The sequence below is a fragment of the Photobacterium sp. WH77 genome (assembly GCF_022014395.1).
GTDB lineage: Bacteria > Pseudomonadota > Gammaproteobacteria > Enterobacterales > Vibrionaceae > Photobacterium > Photobacterium arenosum.
This window is the reverse complement of record NZ_JAKLTE010000012.1, coordinates 93040-109414: the sequence shown is the minus strand read 5'-3', so window position 1 is coordinate 109414 and position 16375 is coordinate 93040. Positions and strand designations below refer to the sequence as shown.

The 16375-nt window shown below is 47.2% G+C and carries 17 protein-coding genes; 2 read left to right on the top strand and 15 right to left on the bottom strand.

The window, feature by feature from the left end:
- Positions 1-24 precede the first annotated feature (24 nt).
- Both L6J37_RS13570 and L6J37_RS13565 read left to right on the top strand, forming a co-directional pair.
- The gene (locus tag L6J37_RS13570) at positions 25-972 is read left to right on the top strand and encodes a helix-turn-helix transcriptional regulator (RefSeq protein ID WP_237795468.1); all 948 of its coding nucleotides are present in this window, start codon (positions 25-27) and stop codon (positions 970-972) included.
- A gap of 262 nt (positions 973-1234) precedes the next feature.
- Positions 1235-1546, top strand: coding sequence for a GIY-YIG nuclease family protein (locus L6J37_RS13565; RefSeq protein WP_237795467.1), 312 nt, complete (start codon positions 1235-1237; stop codon positions 1544-1546).
- A gap of 372 nt (positions 1547-1918) precedes the next feature.
- Here L6J37_RS13565 and L6J37_RS13560 read toward each other — a convergent pair whose 3' ends face one another.
- The 15 genes from L6J37_RS13560 to L6J37_RS13490 all read right to left on the bottom strand — a co-directional run bounded on the left by L6J37_RS13560 (position 1919) and on the right by L6J37_RS13490 (position 16318).
- A complete protein-coding gene (locus L6J37_RS13560; RefSeq protein WP_237795466.1) occupies positions 1919-3787 on the bottom strand; it encodes a pilus assembly protein TadG-related protein in 1869 nt (622 codons plus the stop codon).
- Positions 3788-4042: 255 nt separating this feature from the next.
- The gene (locus L6J37_RS13555; RefSeq protein WP_237795465.1) at positions 4043-4378 is read right to left on the bottom strand and encodes a DUF3613 domain-containing protein; all 336 of its coding nucleotides are present in this window, start codon (positions 4376-4378) and stop codon (positions 4043-4045) included.
- Positions 4378-5133, bottom strand: a complete 756-nt coding sequence (locus L6J37_RS13550) for a tetratricopeptide repeat protein (RefSeq protein ID WP_192016175.1) — start codon at positions 5131-5133, stop codon at positions 4378-4380. The genes L6J37_RS13555 and L6J37_RS13550 overlap by 1 nt, the downstream gene beginning before the upstream one ends.
- 59 nt (positions 5134-5192) lie before the next feature.
- On the bottom strand, positions 5193-6089 hold the full coding sequence (locus L6J37_RS13545) for a type II secretion system F family protein (RefSeq protein WP_192016174.1): 897 nt from the start codon (positions 6087-6089) through the stop codon (positions 5193-5195).
- A gap of 183 nt (positions 6090-6272) precedes the next feature.
- Positions 6273-7169 (bottom strand): type II secretion system F family protein, encoded by an 897-nt coding sequence (locus L6J37_RS13540; RefSeq protein ID WP_237795464.1) that lies wholly within the window; start codon positions 7167-7169, stop codon positions 6273-6275.
- The gene (locus L6J37_RS13535; RefSeq protein ID WP_225445208.1) at positions 7166-8425 is read right to left on the bottom strand and encodes a CpaF family protein; all 1260 of its coding nucleotides are present in this window, start codon (positions 8423-8425) and stop codon (positions 7166-7168) included. Before L6J37_RS13535 ends, L6J37_RS13540 begins: the two co-directional genes overlap by 4 nt.
- 35 nt (positions 8426-8460) lie before the next feature.
- Positions 8461-9564: a hypothetical protein gene (locus L6J37_RS13530; protein WP_218385123.1), complete on the bottom strand. Its 1104-nt coding sequence runs from the start codon at positions 9562-9564 to the stop codon at positions 8461-8463.
- A gap of 1 nt (position 9565) precedes the next feature.
- On the bottom strand, positions 9566-10696 hold the full coding sequence (locus L6J37_RS13525; protein WP_237795463.1) for a type II and III secretion system protein family protein: 1131 nt from the start codon (positions 10694-10696) through the stop codon (positions 9566-9568).
- 41 nt (positions 10697-10737) lie between these two features.
- On the bottom strand, positions 10738-11790 hold the full coding sequence (gene cpaB / locus L6J37_RS13520; RefSeq protein ID WP_237795461.1) for a Flp pilus assembly protein CpaB: 1053 nt from the start codon (positions 11788-11790) through the stop codon (positions 10738-10740).
- 64 nt (positions 11791-11854) lie between these two features.
- On the bottom strand, positions 11855-12334 hold the full coding sequence (locus tag L6J37_RS13515; protein ID WP_192016169.1) for a TadE family protein: 480 nt from the start codon (positions 12332-12334) through the stop codon (positions 11855-11857).
- Positions 12322-12723 carry a prepilin peptidase gene (locus L6J37_RS13510; protein WP_237795460.1) on the bottom strand — a complete coding sequence of 134 codons (402 nt, stop codon included), beginning with the start codon at positions 12721-12723 and terminating at the stop codon, positions 12322-12324. The genes L6J37_RS13515 and L6J37_RS13510 overlap by 13 nt, the downstream gene beginning before the upstream one ends.
- The gene (locus L6J37_RS13505; RefSeq protein WP_237795459.1) at positions 12723-12935 is read right to left on the bottom strand and encodes a Flp family type IVb pilin; all 213 of its coding nucleotides are present in this window, start codon (positions 12933-12935) and stop codon (positions 12723-12725) included. Before L6J37_RS13505 ends, L6J37_RS13510 begins: the two co-directional genes overlap by 1 nt.
- A gap of 191 nt (positions 12936-13126) precedes the next feature.
- On the bottom strand, positions 13127-14401 hold the full coding sequence (locus L6J37_RS13500; protein ID WP_237795458.1) for a GGDEF domain-containing protein: 1275 nt from the start codon (positions 14399-14401) through the stop codon (positions 13127-13129).
- A gap of 267 nt (positions 14402-14668) precedes the next feature.
- A complete protein-coding gene (locus L6J37_RS13495) occupies positions 14669-15625 on the bottom strand; it encodes a LysR family transcriptional regulator (RefSeq protein WP_218385181.1) in 957 nt (318 codons plus the stop codon).
- A gap of 339 nt (positions 15626-15964) precedes the next feature.
- Positions 15965-16318 (bottom strand): RidA family protein, encoded by a 354-nt coding sequence (locus tag L6J37_RS13490; RefSeq protein WP_120512607.1) that lies wholly within the window; start codon positions 16316-16318, stop codon positions 15965-15967.
- Positions 16319-16375 lie beyond the last annotated feature (57 nt).

Below are 16375 nucleotides of genomic sequence, written 5' to 3'. Positions count from 1 at the left end.
CACCTTCACTTCGCCTTTACAGCCATGAAGCAGACTGCGGATTCTTTTGATATCTCAACATCGCTCTATGAACTCGTGCCCGAGCGCACCCTGCTCGCGCCGTTGGCGGACAATATACGAAAGCGCTTCGAAATGGCTTTGCAGCTGATGCACAGCACACTCAGTGACAGGCTGACCTGGGAGCAAATTGCCAGCAGAAGTGCTATATCGCCCTTTCATTTTCACCGGCAGTTTACTCAGCTGTTTCATGAAACGCCGGGACAATATTTACACCGTATCCGACTGCAATACGCCATCTCGCAATTGTTGATGTCGCGAAACAGCTCAATTACCCAAATTGCGTTGTCTTCTGGCTATTCCTCGTCGCAGGCACTGGCGAAAGCCCTGAAACGAGAAACCGGTTTTCAGGCAAAACAAATCAAAGCTTTGGGAGAAACGGGCACGCCAGACGAAACCATCGCTTTACTCAGTAAACTGGCGCATCCCAGCCAACATCGCACCTCCGAAGTGGTACAGCCTCCCCTTGAACAGCAGTTGGCGGCTTCAATGCCATGTGAGCTGATCTGGTTTCCGGCAAGAGGGATCTTCACCCAGACAGCCCACAGAGGAGACTGGCACAATCTGTTCGATCAACACGGGCAGCAGACAGCTAAAATGCTCTGCGCCACACCCGTGTTGGAGCTGGATCGCCCCTGGCATGACATCACATCCGTCACAGGAAAATGGCGAACACCGCCAGAGCAAAGCGACCATCTGATTGCAGAAGGCTACTATTTATGTGCTAAAGTCCGCGTCGCCTCTGACATTGCTTACCTCAACGCCCTTGAGAGCCTGTTCCGGCAAGCCGAATTGCTTGGCTATCGCCTCGACAATCACGGCAGTCTGGTCGAAATACTGCTGGGTATGGATGCTCGTTTCACGGGCACAGCCAGTTTTCATTTTCAAATTCCGGTCCAGTTGGCAATCACATAAAGTGTCTGATTAAGGAAAACTGTAGCTGCACTCTCGTTGTGAGAAAGTAGTCCATATATCTCGAAGGCTGAATTCCATATTTACCATTTCATCCATTGCAAAGACGAATAACGCAAACTGCATCTAAGAAAAGTGAAATCACATTTCAACACTTTGGTGCTAGCTATTAACCATGTCGATAATTTCACTTAACTTAATTTATATTTACTAACAAAACCCTAATATAAATCAAAAAGCCACTTATGATGGATATATAATTAATATGGATAAACATCCTTGCGTTTACATTCTTGCCAGTAAGAAAAACGGAACCATGTATATAGGTGTAACGAGCAATTTAGTAAATCGTATTTGGTTACACAAACAGAAAGAAAAAGATGGATTTACTAAAAAATATAATGTGCTACGCCTAGTTTACTTTGAACAAGTAGACGATATGTATTCTGCCATCCAGAGAGAAAAACAACTCAAGAAATGGAGAAGGCAGTGGAAAATAAACTTGATTGAGAAATCTAACCCACAATGGCGTGACCTGTACTCTGAAATCACTGGATTCCCGCCTTCGCGGGAATGACATAAAAACTTACAACTGAGTGAATTATTGCTATTAAATCTTGAAGTTATCAGTCTGATAAAAAAACAAATCATCGCTATATTTTGAGACAGATAAGCTTAATATTCACAATCAAAAAAACCTTTTTATAAATTATTTAAATGGAATATTTAAAATATCAATTACGCCCTTGAACCTGCTTACAACATGATTATTAACTAAACATTATCTATAGTTTAAAATTATTGACACTTTAAATGTCACTTATAATTTAAATATCACTTATAATTTAAATATCACTTATAATTTAAACGTCACTTATAATTTAAACGTCATTCCCGCGAAGGCGGGAATCCATTGAAACATGAAATTCAAAACATTCTCATCAGCTCATTATTCAATCAAACCACCACCGTCAACTTCAATTGAGGTGACGAATACGTCGGCTGTGCCGACTTGGATGCCGAGGACCTGACTTAAAAGGACATCGTCAATAATCGGTGCAAGGACGGTTAAAATAATATCTCCAATCAAGCTCTTAATAATTGGAGATAAAGAGCCAGTAAGTAAATTAACAATATCAGTAACAACAGACAAAATACTTCCGTCACTTGGTTTAAGGGATACTTCCAGTGTTAAATTACTAACACCATCTTTTAAAGCACCTCCCAGACCTCCTCCGATTCCCTTCTCAACAAAAGGCATTTCCGAACCATTTACATTTACATAATGTTCAATGTAGTCGTTTTCTTCAATTGGTAACGATGCTAATACATTGATCGTTAATGATTCCTTGACAAGAGTAAGGCCTAATAACTTCAATGAGATTTCCGTACCAATCTTTATTGGATCATCTACATTTAAATCGCTCAAATCGCCAGATAATCCACCATCACCAATATAAACATTTGCTACACTAGGCTTTGTCGCAAATAATAGACTTACACCTTCGCTATTAAAATTGCAACCAGTTGCATCTAAAAGTTTAGTTTCAGCTTGAGCTGCAACCACTTTCAAACCAATCGTACTAGTATGTAAATCCACAGTCAGATCTACCAAGCCAAATACACTTACATTAACTTTATCTGTCAATATCGAAGGAGAGGGAATAATTGTGGCTTCTGTATACAGGTCAACCTGAGCTGTCTTTGCTGAAGCAACAAAATCACTTTCACTAGAACCAGGAAGAATCCCATAATTAAACTGTGGAGGTTCTATCACTTTTAGAGCGGTTTGCAATCCAACGATACCCAAGGGATTCACATTTAAATCAGGGATACTAATAAAATTATCTTTATTGGAAGCATAAATCGCTGCTGAAACAAGATCATACAATGCAATTTGACTAGCCAACGCAGCCTTTTTCACTTCATTATTCATATTGTTGTCTGCGCCTGAAGCTAACTTTATAATATCAGATAAGGTAAGGTTTAAACTGTCAACATTGGGCAAATCTAAAATTTGTTCCAATCCATTTGCAGCATCAACTGCGAGCACTTGGCTTTCATCGATTGCATCGATACTCGCGGTAATAATATCAGCTATAGTAATATCCGTATTTAATAATTCATCTAATGTCCCTATGGATAAATCAGCATCAAGAACATTATTTTCTCGCATTACTGAAAGCAATCGACCTAATTTCAATTTAGTTTTCACAAGACCATCATATGATGCCGCAGATAAATTTAATGTGTTACCTAATATCGCACCAAGTAAGGAATTATTTGAGTTGGTAAAATCTGCATCGACTAAAGTAGAACCGACACCAAAGTCCACTACAGTTTGCTTATACACAGCAGCCGAGGCACTTAAAGTGACATCATTGGGGTTATACAGCTGTGAAATCAAACTGCCGGGTACGGTTTTACTGATGGTGACTCTGCCGGCACTTTTGACTGTAGTGCTGGCAGGTTCGAATTCCCATTCGTTGCCGGAAATCTGTGCGGCACCGAATTCAATCGTTGGGTTTGAGGCTGTGGTATCAAAACCATTGGCTGCCAGATTCTGTTTTACCAGTGTCTCCAGCGTATCTTTATTGTTGATTCCGTCGATATAGCAGGCACTTCGCCCTAAGCTGAGTGCCGCTAAATCGGCCTGTTTCTGGAGCTTGCGTTTTTCCATGTACAGGCGGCCGGTGTCGACGGCCATTGCCAGGAACAGCACCATGCTGACCATGAGTAAAATCAGACCTACCCCAACCGCGCCGCGCTGGCGGGATATCCGAGAAAAACGACCAGGCGATCTCGATGTACTCAACATATCCTAGCTCCTCATGGCGACTGTGAGTGATAACACTGATGCCTCAGTGTGCCGCCAGTGCTGATGATTCTCATGCCTGTGCCAGCGCAGAGGTGTTATCAGTCAGCGTCATGTTCCGTTAAGTGGATTCCCGCCTGCGCGGGAATGACAGGTCAGTACGTGAAAACAACAAGTCAATACGTGAAAACAACAAGTCAGTACGCGAAAAAACGAGCCAGTGCGCCAAGTTCGTGTGAGTCGGCTTTTGATTCACCATTAACTGCCACCAAAGTTGTCTTTAATAAATTTATCCGGAATCGGGTGGCTGAAGCTCTGTTGCATCCGCTGCTGTGTCGCCTTCGCGGCTTCTGGCGTCAGGGTATCGGTCTGGGATGTTGCCATCTGGCCGCGCGTCTGCATATTCAGCCAGAGCTGAGTCATGTTCTTGCGCTCACTTCTCATGACCGGTTTTAACTGCGCTGTAGTGGTTGCCGGGTACGCACTGATTTCTCCCGGTTCTGTCGCTGAACGTGTTTCTGCCATAACCGGCGCGGCAGTGCCTGCAAGCGCAAACGCCATCGCAGTGATCAAAGAGGTGTTTGTCCTTTTCATCACAAAGCTCCTGTACTTTCTTTGCCCGATTGAGAAGGATCCAGCTGCAACGGCCTGAAGGCAGTAATGGCATCCATCATTTCCTGCTGATCGGCATAGTCCCATTCGAACCGGGAAGCCAGCGTCGCAGCCGCTTGTTTCTGGTTGGTTTTCAGTAAAACAAACCACAGATTTTTCGCCGCATTCGGATGCGACGGATTCAACTCCAGCGCAGTTAACAATTCATCTCTGGCTTTCTGATCCTGCCCTGTTACCAGCAGCAAAAAGCCAAGATCATTACGGACATCGGCTTCAACCGGGGCGGCTTTGGCCGCTTTTTCCATCCACTTCATGGCGTCCTGCATATTGCCCTGATACGAAGCGATCAAACCCAGTCCGTGATACGCACTGCCCGAAAGGCAGGTGTTAAGCATGCCTTTATACAAAGCGGACGCTTCATCCCATTTGCCCAGTTTGCGGTAGCTGTTAGCACGCATTATCCGCACGCTCAGGCCATCTTCATCCAGATCATCCAGTGCTGCCAGCGCCAGATAATACTGGCCTTGATCCATTTGCTGTTTCACCATCGACAGCTTCATGCCGTCTTTAGCGATCAGTGTTTCACCACAAGCGCCAGACTGTACGGCCTTGTTTGCCGTTTGCTGGGCCGTTTCTTCCTGAGGCGAACCCGAGCAGGCAGTCAGCGTTATTGCCAGCAGGCCGCCTGCCCAATAGCGGTAATACCTGATAAATCCGTTGCTAAACTGACTTTTCATATCCACATCCTTGTCATTCTTATTGTTACTTTACCGCCGCACGTTAATGGCAGGAGGCATCAACTGCCAATCGCCTTGACGAGTGCCATAAAGCCCGGTCCGGCTAACACGACAAACAGAGCCGGAAACAGGAACACCATCATGACCACTGACATTTTCCCCGACAGTTTGGTGACTTTTTCCTGCAGTTGAGTGCGTCGTCTGTCCTGCAACAACTGTGATAACTGATTCAGCGAAGCCGACATATTGCCGCCGGTTTCAGATACCTGTGCCAGCATGGTTAACAAATCCTGCATGCCGGTGGAATCGTTCACGCTGGCCACTTCACTGAATGCCGAGGAACGTTCCTGGCCCGCTTCAATTTTGCTGAGTACCAGTTTCAGTTCTTTATTCAGCTCAGGAGTCAGTTCCGACAGTTCACGGGTCAGGGTGCGCAACAAACTCTCCAGCGACAAACCGACATCCCACAAAATTTTCATGACCTGCAGGCCGATAATCATTTCTTCATCAATAATCCGGGTGCGCTTGGCCGCTTTTTTCTTAAGCCATTGAATAGTGAGATACGCCGTACCGAGCGCACTGATAAACGCCAGACTGATTTTATTGTTTACCGGCGCATCGGCCTGGATGAGCTGACTGGCGAACACCAGCTGAACGGCACACCACACGGCAGCCATCCTGAACACGGCCAGTGTCTGTTCGCGGTTGGAGATGTATCCGGCTTTGCGCATCATCTCCAGAATATCACTCAGAAATGAGGCATTACGCCGCTTGGTTTTCCCCCACAACATCTGGCCTGTCTGAATCACGCGCTCGCCGGGCGTCTTACCCAGCGACTTGGCAAGATTTTGCTCTACACTGCGTGCTTTTTGTAATTTGACTGACCAGTACATCAAACCGGCCCCGCCTGCAGTGAGCAATAAACTGGCAATGATCAAATAAGCGGTGACTGTCATTCTCTACCTCTGTCTATACCTACTCTGCTTTACCGTCCTTAGATTCCCGCCTTCGCGGGAATGACGGCGAGTCGGCGTGTACGTCATTAAGACTTCTCGCCACTGCACGCTTTTTATCTTTTTACTTCGTCATCCCCGCGCAGGCGGGGATCCATTAAGCAGCATGAACCCAGCCAAACCGCCTTATAACGACCGAACCATGCGCCACAACACCAAGGCACCCAGTACCTGCGCCCCAATGCCCAGCATCAGCGCCTGCCGGCCTGACTCATCTGCCCACATAGACAACAACTGCTGGGGATTAGACACCAGCATATAAATTGCCATGGCCGTCGGTGCCACTCCCATCACCCAGGCTGTCACCCTGGTTTCCCCTGTCATCGACTTCAGTTCACGCTGGCTTCGTTCCTGCTGATGCAGCAACTCAACCAAATTTTCTAGTGCCGCCGTCACGCTGCCGCCAAACTGATGATTCACCTTAAACACAGAGCCAAGCAGGGCAAACTCCTGAACACCCGTTATTTTTGCTTCTTTATAGAAGGAGTCATAAAGTTCTGTGCCCAGGCTGGTACGCTGAACCGCCCGTTGCGCAGCACTGCGTAAAGGGTTATTCATCGCGGGCAGTACCTGCTCGACTGCTTTGTTGAGCGACATGCCAACATGTATACGGCGATTAAGGTGATCAATAAATCCTGGTAACTGCTGAAGAATCTTCCGGCGTTTATTACTTTTTCGGATCTGCCCCAGCAGGAGAATAAATCCCACAGAAACAAGCAAACCAATGCCCAGCCCGCCAATACCAGACAGGCGAGCCAGCACGAAAGGCCCGCACAACAGGCAAGCCGCATAAACCACCAGCATGTAAACCGATGTGCTCAACCCCAGTCGCTGCCAGTTTTCCTGCAAGCGATCCTTGCGCTGGACAGGCCGTTCGTCTGCGCCCTGTTTCCGGGCTTTCTCTGTTGCAGCTTTTTCTTTTGCAGCTTTGGAGGTCGCAGCTTTGGGCCGCCTGGTGGCAATCACCATTAATACGCAGCTGGCAAGCAGCAATACCACCGCGATAAAGATCGCGCTGTTCATAGCCCCTCCTCCAGCTTTTTACGCAGGTGGACTGACATAGCATCAACAGGCACAAAATCTTCTGTCTGCTGGTTATATTTATACAGTTCCTGAATGCGGATCTGATCGTCTGCCACGTCTTGTACTTCAACAATGTGAGTAATGACCCGCTTACCGCTTGGCAGTCGTGAAACCTGAACAATCATATCCAGTGCAGTGGCAATAATTTGTTTAATCAGCGATTCGGTGGAAGTGAAACCGGCCAGTGTAACCATCATTTCCAGCCGCACCAGCGCATCGCGGGGGGAGTTAGCATGCAGGGTACTCATCGACCCTTGGTGGCCTGTGTTCATCGCCTGCAGCATATCCAGCACTTCACCCCCACGGCTTTCACCCAGAATGATGCGATCAGGCCGCATCCGCAGGGCATTTTTGAGCAAATCTCTGGCGGTAACTTCGCCATGGCCCTCAGAGTTTGGCGGGCGTGTTTCCAGACGGACAACGTGACCGTTCCTGAGCTGCAGTTCGGCGGCATCTTCAATGGTTACAATACGTTCACCGGTATTGATGTACTGGCTGAGAATATTTAGCAAAGTAGTTTTACCTGACCCCGTTGAACCACTGATCAGAATATTAAAACGCGATTTAGCACAGCTTCTCAGCAACTGATGCATGGCAACGCTCATCGCGCCATTTTGAATTAAGGTATCCGCCGTCAGACCTTCTTTTTTGAATTTCCGGATAGACAGGCAAGGGCCATCAATAGACAAAGGCGGGATCACCGCATTGATCCGGCTGCCGTCTGGCAAACGGGCATCCACCATGGGGTTGGACTCATCAATTCGCCGGCCAATTGGCGAAATCATACGGCGAATAACCCGCAAAACATGCTGATCATTCATGAACCTCAGGGAAATCCGGCTTAACTGACCGCTTCGCTCAACATAGATGTTTTTCGGGCCGTTAATTAAAATATCGTCGATGTTTGGGTCATCCAGCAGGTTCTGTAACGGGCCAAAACCGACGATTTCATCCATCAGTTCCGTGACCAGATCCTGTATATTCAGATGTTGATTCAGTTCCTTATGCTGCTGAAAATACTGACGAACGTAATCATGTACGTGCGGCTGCATTTCCTGACGCTCCATCTCGAACATCAGGCCATCTTCTTCCAACTGCTCTATGATGTAACGGTGTAATTCCGCTTTCAGAGCCAGCGTCGATTCTTCCTGCTGAATCACCAATTCCCTGCTTGGCCACACCATTTCATTTCCCATACCTGCTCCTGATTTGAGAAATCACCTAAGGATACTTACCAGCCCAGAGAAAACTGCCAGCGTGATTTTTCTGTCGACAGCCAGAGCAATTTCTCAACCGCCTTCATATACAACCTGAACTCACCACTGGGCGGAAACAGTGCGTTAGCATTGATGTCAGTAATGACTGCAAAGGTGTACGGTAAATCGCCGCGAACTAAGATCGGAAGCTGATTTTGGATCATCTCTTTCCCCGGCATCACTTCAGGGGAAAAAGGCGCCAGCACTAAATTCACGCTGCCCGGCCTGATCCCCTGAAGGTAAAGTAATTCAGCCAGATCGCAGGCGCTTTTCAGACTGACGTTTTTTTGATCGGCCAGCAGCCAATGCTGATCGCAGCGATTGACCATGAAAAACAGTAAAGGGCTGGGTGGCATACCGGTGAGATTAATAATGATATTGCTGTACATGCCTTCCAGCAGATCCATCACTTCCACCAGTGCTTCCATGGTTACAGCGCTGTAATTGTCCGAGTCCGGCATGCCGATAACATGAATACCGGTTGTGGCGTCCAGCTCTTGCTCCTGAAGCCACTGCGCACTGAGATAATCTTTTTTCTCCAGCAAGGTGAGAAAATCAATACGATCACCGCAGCCCAAATAAGAAGACACATCACTGTATGGTCGCCCCAGATCCAATAACAGGACGGGCTGATTGTGCTTTCGTTGCAGCTGTGACGCTGCAGCTATGGCCAGCAACGCACCATCACAGTCATTGCGGGGCGATAACAGCGCCAAACGCGATGTGGCGTCAAAAGACGTCATCTGCGTCAGATTCATGATCAGATCTGTCAGTCCCTCCAGCTCACACCAGTGAAGGTGTTTGCGGACCAGCTGGTTTTGCTGAATGCCATGCCAGTGCGCCTCTGGTGTCAGATCCACCAGAATGACGCGCCGGGGCGCAAAGTTGTCCATCAGGCTTTCGATATCGGACATTGGCCAGTCAGAGGCCACTAAAATCAGAATGCGCGTCTGTTTCCAGGCCAGGTTAGAACTAAGATGAGACGCATCTTCTATCCATGTCAGCGTACACCCTTCCGGGATCGCTTCTGACACATCCAGTTTGGCGTGATGATCCGCCGTATAGGCCATGAGCTGCATCTTAACCCTCCCCTGCAAAACCCATTTTTACGGGTAGTTCTCTGGGTTCAGCATCCAGAAAAATTAATTCGAAAAAGTTGGGTTTAAACTGACGATACATTTCGCCCGGTAATGGTGGTAGTGGCGCATTGCTGGCAAAGGGTTTCACCAGATGCGGCGTAACGACCATCATGAGTTCTTTGTCATTCTCTTCTAACCGGGTTGAGCGAAAAAAGGCGCCAAGAATTGGAATGTCACCCAATCCCGGAAAACGGTTGGCATTTTTGATCGTACTGCGGCTGACCAGCCCGCTGATCACGAAGCTTTCGCCGTTGCCCAGCTGAACTGTGGTGTCTGTGCGGCGTACCGACAATCCCGGCACTATAACGCCGGAGGCCTGTACACCCTGGGCATAGTTCAGCTCACTCACTTCAGGGGCCACTTTCAGCATGATGCGATCGCCCGACATCACAGTCGGCGTCAGATTCAGACGAACCCCAAATTCTTTAAACTCTATGCTGATATCATCATCACTGGTGCTTTTCGGATACGGAAATTCCCCACCGGCCAGAAAGGTCGCAGTATGGCCAGACATAGTCACCAGGCTGGGTTCAGCCAGCGTGTAGGCAAAACCGTTACTGTCCAGCGCACTCACTGTGCCGAGAAAATGATCCGCCACGTTGCCGATCACCAGATTGAACGCATCGCCACTGGATAAGAAGCTGCCACGAAAACCATTAAACGAAGCGCCAGTGATTGCACTGGCATTCCCAATACCCCAGAAGGTGCCGCCGGAGCCCTGCTTACCGAAAAAGAAGCCCGCTTCTTTGAGCGCACTTTTGCTCACTTCGACCACTTTAATATCTGTCTGCACCTGAATATTGGATGTTGCAACACCACCGGGATTGACAGAAATACGATGGCGAACGGGCTCATAAGCTCCCTGCTCCCAAATCAAAAGAGATGTCGTTCCTGTCTGCTTACCTGTCACCAGTAACTCAGAGGTACTTAACACTTTAACGCCCGCCACAGAGGGTTCGCCAATGGCTGCCCGCTGAATGCGTTTCCCGGAATGCACGGTCACTTGCTGGCCAACATCCATTTGAAAATCACGGGCATTGACGGACACACTCAGGCTTAGAGCCAAAAACACACATAATCCATTAACAAAACGCAGCATTCACTCTCTCCCTGTCAGTGGCTGGTGCGAACCAGAGTTCGGTTCTCGCCCTGAAACACCTCAACCCGAGGCGCAACGTAACGGTATTTCACCGGAGTCGGTTTTTTCACTTCCACTTCTGCTTCGCGATACCCACCCAGCGTTTTTAATGAGATGACATAGCTGTCGTCTTGTTTAACATCTTCAGGTTCTTTGATCGTTGAATGGCTGGGTGCTGTCATCATTACAGCAGGTGCGCCCTGTGAGGTACTGGCTGTTTTCTGCGAAGAAACAATGACTTTAGGCGCCTGGATAACGCCCGCTTTTTGATTGGTACCCAGTGGCTGATCAGGAACCGGCGAGTAAGCCATCATGCTCTCTGTATCAGCCGTTAACTCAACGGCAGGTGCCAGCTCCTGGGTGCCCACCACTGCCAGCCTGAGCTGCCCCGTGGTTTCAGCCAGCAATAACTGAGGCGTATCTGTGGCAGGAACGGCCAGCACTACGGTTCTGGCCTTATCGTTAATTTGCTTCTCTGTTTTTTTACTGTCGAAGTTCAGTTGATCCCCGACAGCCAGCACTTCTACGTTACTCAGAATGCGCCGGGCGGTACTGTTATCGCCCGATTCCTTATTGGCGCGGAGCAGGTAAATCACATCTACCCGATACCCGGGATGAACATGTCCGCCGACTGTGGTCAGTTCACTGGCTTGAATCGCAATCGCGCGGTATCCCTGAGGCAGAGACTGTGCAATGGGTAACTGACCCAGCAACAGAGCAGATTTGAGGCGGGTTCCTTTCACAACAGACAATTTCAGCTGTCTGCCAATAAAAGGGGAATAGTCGCGAATGTCTTCGGCGGTGGCATCGGTTACTTGTGTGGCAACCAGCATGTCTTCCGTCAACACAGCCTGTTTCGGTACATCACTAGCGAAAGCCCAGACAGTCACCACAGGCTTAGAAACAGAAACCGCTGGCGCTGAGGCTTGCGTTGAGGTGCGACCACTCAAGGTAACACCGTACCAGCCAATTAAGAGCGCCATCACCAATAAGACGGCAGCAGCAATTTTTAACGTGCGTCCCTGCATTTTACCCTCACTCTACTCGCGCTGTCTGGCAGCATAGTTTAAGAAATGCAAACTGAACGCATTTCTATAAATTCAATATTGCAGTCGATTTTAATTCGTCCGGTACAGGCAAACCGAAAGACGGTAAGAATGGTTTGTTCTTATAGTTATAGATGATGGTGACTTTACAGCAAAATGTATCTGAATCGATATTGATTGAAAGGTTATCATCCAGACTCTGCCCGAAGAGTGAGCCTCTCCCTGAATTTGATCCAGTATAGTTTTTTATTAATGATTCTGCAGACTGCTCAATATGATCTTTCAGTTCGGTACTGTCGCAAGCACCGCCGTAATAACAATTCTCATCCACATAGGAAATGCTCTTGCGAAGCGCTTCTTCTGAGACATAATTCAGCATCTGAATGGAAACAAAAATTAAGCTGTACTGGGCAATGGCATAAAAAATCATCAGCACGACAGGCAAAAGAAATATGGTTTCCAGAGCAGCAGAACCCTGCTGCTTTATCCGTTTGATCCTGAAGCACTTCTTTTTTATAGAATCCATAACGATGCGACCACCCCAACCAACAAGCTTGGCACAAAGGGAGCTTCTTTCTGGCCACGAGCAAACAACCACCAGTACACTGCGAAGCAGACAAATGAGTAAAGAAGTACATCCAGCATCTGAGAGAAAGACAATATTAGTGCCATGATTAACAGTATTTTCACGTCAGATGCACCAAAAACTGAAAAGTATAACCCTGGAAAAGTTAGGGAACAAATCAATATCATTGAGTTTACATCTATTGCTGTCCACCCTCTATTTTCTAGATTAAAAAAACTAAATAAAACGACAAATAAGAAAATAAACAACATCCAATTTGGCACTTTCATCCTTCTATAATCAACTAATGAAAATATAAAAAGAAAAGAAATCAGTATAATATCTTTCATTAAGATCCAGGAGTTATACCAGCTGATACCACTGTGTTATTTAGTAATGTACCCGCACCAGATATAATACCATCCAAATTTAGCAAACTCACAGCACCAACTATCACTGCCGCGATCAAGACATACTCAATGGCAGAGGCACCCTTTTCTTCTTTGACCAAACGCTGAATAAAGTCAGTTGTGTGAATCCAGGCTAATACTACGTACTTCATAGAACATACCTCACTTTGGTTAAGCATTCTGTAGAATAGTTTTTCTTCTTCCCTGTCTCAAATATTAGATTCTATACAAATTTTGTGTAAAAAATTTATTGGATTACTTGAACTTTTTTTTCATAAGCACCAATTCTTTATCTGACACAGGCTTATAAAATCAAAACAGCCAATAAAATGACACGCCAACACTACCTCATAGCCTGTTTGTTATCTGACACTTCTTCTGTAATATCAATCTGTTGCCAGATTTCTTCGCTCTGTGCGGGTGTCGGGTCATAATGAGCAAACTGACGTTTGCCCTGATGCTTAGCCTGGTACATGGCACAATCTGCTCGCTTAAGCAGTGTTTGGGCATCTTTCGCGTGCACAGGGTATCGGGCAATCCCGATACTGGCCGAGACGCGACACTGGTTGTCACCAAAATTAAAAGGCACGGTCAGAGTGTGCAGCAATTTTTCTGCAATGGTTTCCATTCTGAACGTCAGCTCTTCATCATTGTCTCCCCAGGTGAGAATGGAAGGATCACGGCGATCAGATTCATCTTCATCAAAGACAATATCTTTGGTGGGCTTATTGATCTTCACTGCATATTCACCCAGTGGCACCCAGACAACAAATTCGTCGCCGCCAAGACGAAAGACTTCATCTTCCACCCTGAGGCATCCTCGCATCCGCTTGGAAGCGTGCTGCAGCAAGGCATCACCCACATCATGGCCGAGGGTGTCATTAACCTGCTTAAAACCATCCAGATCGATAAACATGAGGCCGAATACTTTGTTCTCTACGTCCGGCGCAGAAAAGGCGGCTTTGAGCACTCGGTTAAGCGCCCGTGTGTTTGGCAGGCCCGTCAGCTTGTCCTGCAAAGCGGCCTGTTCCATTAGGCGCTGCCGTGCAATGACATCCGAAATATCCCGCTGTGTGCCTATCAGACGAGACGCGTCATTAACCAACCCCTGCACCACCAACTCCAGTACTCTGGGTTGCCCATCCAGCGGATCAATCATGTCGATAAGCAGCGTCTGCTGTTTATGTTTACCTGCGATTTGTCTCAACCGGATCACCTTGTCGCCATCACCACTTTTCAGGCGTGATATCCAGTCACTCAATGCCAGCTTACTGCCGACACGAACACCATAGAGATCATACAGATAAGGGCTCCATTGCAAGGTGTCGCTATTCACGTCCCATTCCCAGACACCTATGCCCGCCACTGAGGTTGCCAGGCTCATTCTTTGATTGGCACGGGCAAGCTCACGGTAAACACGGGAACGACGGCTGTGCTGCTTCCACAACAGGCTGACGACAGACAACAGCAATGCCACCAGTACCAAACCTGCCAGTACCAGCCAGAAGAAAGGAAAATTGACATGAAGTGAAAATAATTCTCTCCATACCGAGGTGAGATCGGACAGACTACCAATGCCGTTTAACACAGAACTCAGAAAAAACTCCAGCGAATTCATGATAGGTACACACTTCCATTTGTGTCTGCTGCGATAACCTCTGAAATATCAGACCCGTTTCACCCGATAGCGATTGTGATTGATTATTTGTACTGATAATTAGTACTGATAATTGGTACTCAGATCTCTCTGGTATTTTTTTGCTGCTATCGATAAATTCAACCTAGTCCACGCTGTTGATAATTACCAAAATAGAATGCGGAAATTGTTATATATGCGGGGTAGGAATCACACTTATTCTATTTAGAATCAAACAGTAGCCGGTTTTTAACCGGCATACAGGTCTTTATCCAGCCAGGGCAAAGCATCCCGGATCTGAGGAAAAAATCGTTCGTTAATAATTTGACGGCTGTCTTGCGCCAGAATATGTGGCAGGTTTCCCAACTCATTGTGACGACAGACCAGTGTCAGATTGCGATAAAAGGGTTCTTCGCGCGGAAGAGGGAGACAGGTGAGTGCTGCATTGGTCAGCCCGTACTGGAACATACAAAGCGGTGTCGTGATTGTCCAGCCAAGGCCGGCCGCGACACTGGATAACACGGCAAATGTATTATCCAGTTGCATCCTCACTGGCACGTTCATATCCAGTCGGCGTAAATAACGTTCAATCGTCACGCCTATCAGCGAGTCATTGGAGTAGCGGACAAAATCAAGCTGCTTTGCGACCTGTTGTAATCCCTGATACTGACTGGCGAACTGGCTGGGTATGACCAGAACAAAGGGTTCCCGTAACAGGCGGTAACGGCTGAGATGCTCGTTATTTTCCAGCGCATCGTCAGAAATAATAATATCAACGTTACGTGAAAGCAGCGCCTGGGCATGCATGTGGGAACGGCCAGTATTGATAGTCCAGTTTTCTGTATGCCGCTTAATGACCTCGACCAGAGGCTGTCCTAGCGAGGTGGCCAGAGAATCGACCATGGCAATGCGTAGTAAATGCAGTTTCTGAAAACTGCTTTTCGTCATCACACCGTGTGTTTTTTCTGCCTCGGCAAGTAGATGGCATGACTGGTCATAAAAATAGCGTCCGGCGACGGTCAGCTCAACCGGGCGAACGCTTCTGTCCAACAATGTCACTTTAAGATTGTGCTCAAGAGAAGAGAGTGTCTGAGAAACGGAGGACTGTGTGAGGCCCAGTTGGTTAGCCGCCATCGTCATGTTGCCAGACTGCGCGGTAGCCACAAAAACTTCTAACGAGCGAAGATCAAATCCCAATCCTTTCAATGCAGCTATCCTTTATTCAACAAACATCCACCGGAAAAATCTATTAACGGCAGTCAAACGGCTTTACGGCTGAGTGTTCAATACTGCGACAACCGCACCAAGACACCCAGTAGGTAACGTAAAGGCATAACTGACAAGTTAATATTCCTCACTAGCAAAGCTATCAGTTTTAATCGTCTGATAACAATATGTAAGAAACAAATAGCATGACTATCTATGGGGAAATAGCAAACCAGAATGGCGGCGAAGTCAGAAAAGTCGTATGCCAGTGAAAATGAACGAAATCAAAACAGAAGGAAAAAATTGCCACCATTTACAAAAATGATGGCAGCACATTCTCTATTTACCGGCAGCGGCAACGAAAGCAATCTCTACCAGGTAATCCGGATCCGCCAGTTCAACTTTTACGCAGGCGCGGCTTGGCGCAGCGCCTTCCGGCAGCCAGGCGTCCCAGGCCGCGTTGAAAGCAGCAAGGTTAGCCCAGTCGGTAATATAAATAGTGACAGACAAAATACGGGACTTATCACTGCCCACACTTGCCAGCATGGCTTCTGCCTGAGCAAAAACCTGCTCTGCCTGACCCGTAATATCAGCACTGGTATCAGATTCAGGGACTTCGACAAAGTGTGCAATACCATTGAACACAGTGACATCAGACCAACGTTTTGTTGGGTTAATTCGCTGAATATCCATTTTAATTCCTTAACTGACGTGAAAAGCCCAACAATGTATGTTTTCTGTCGTGATGAA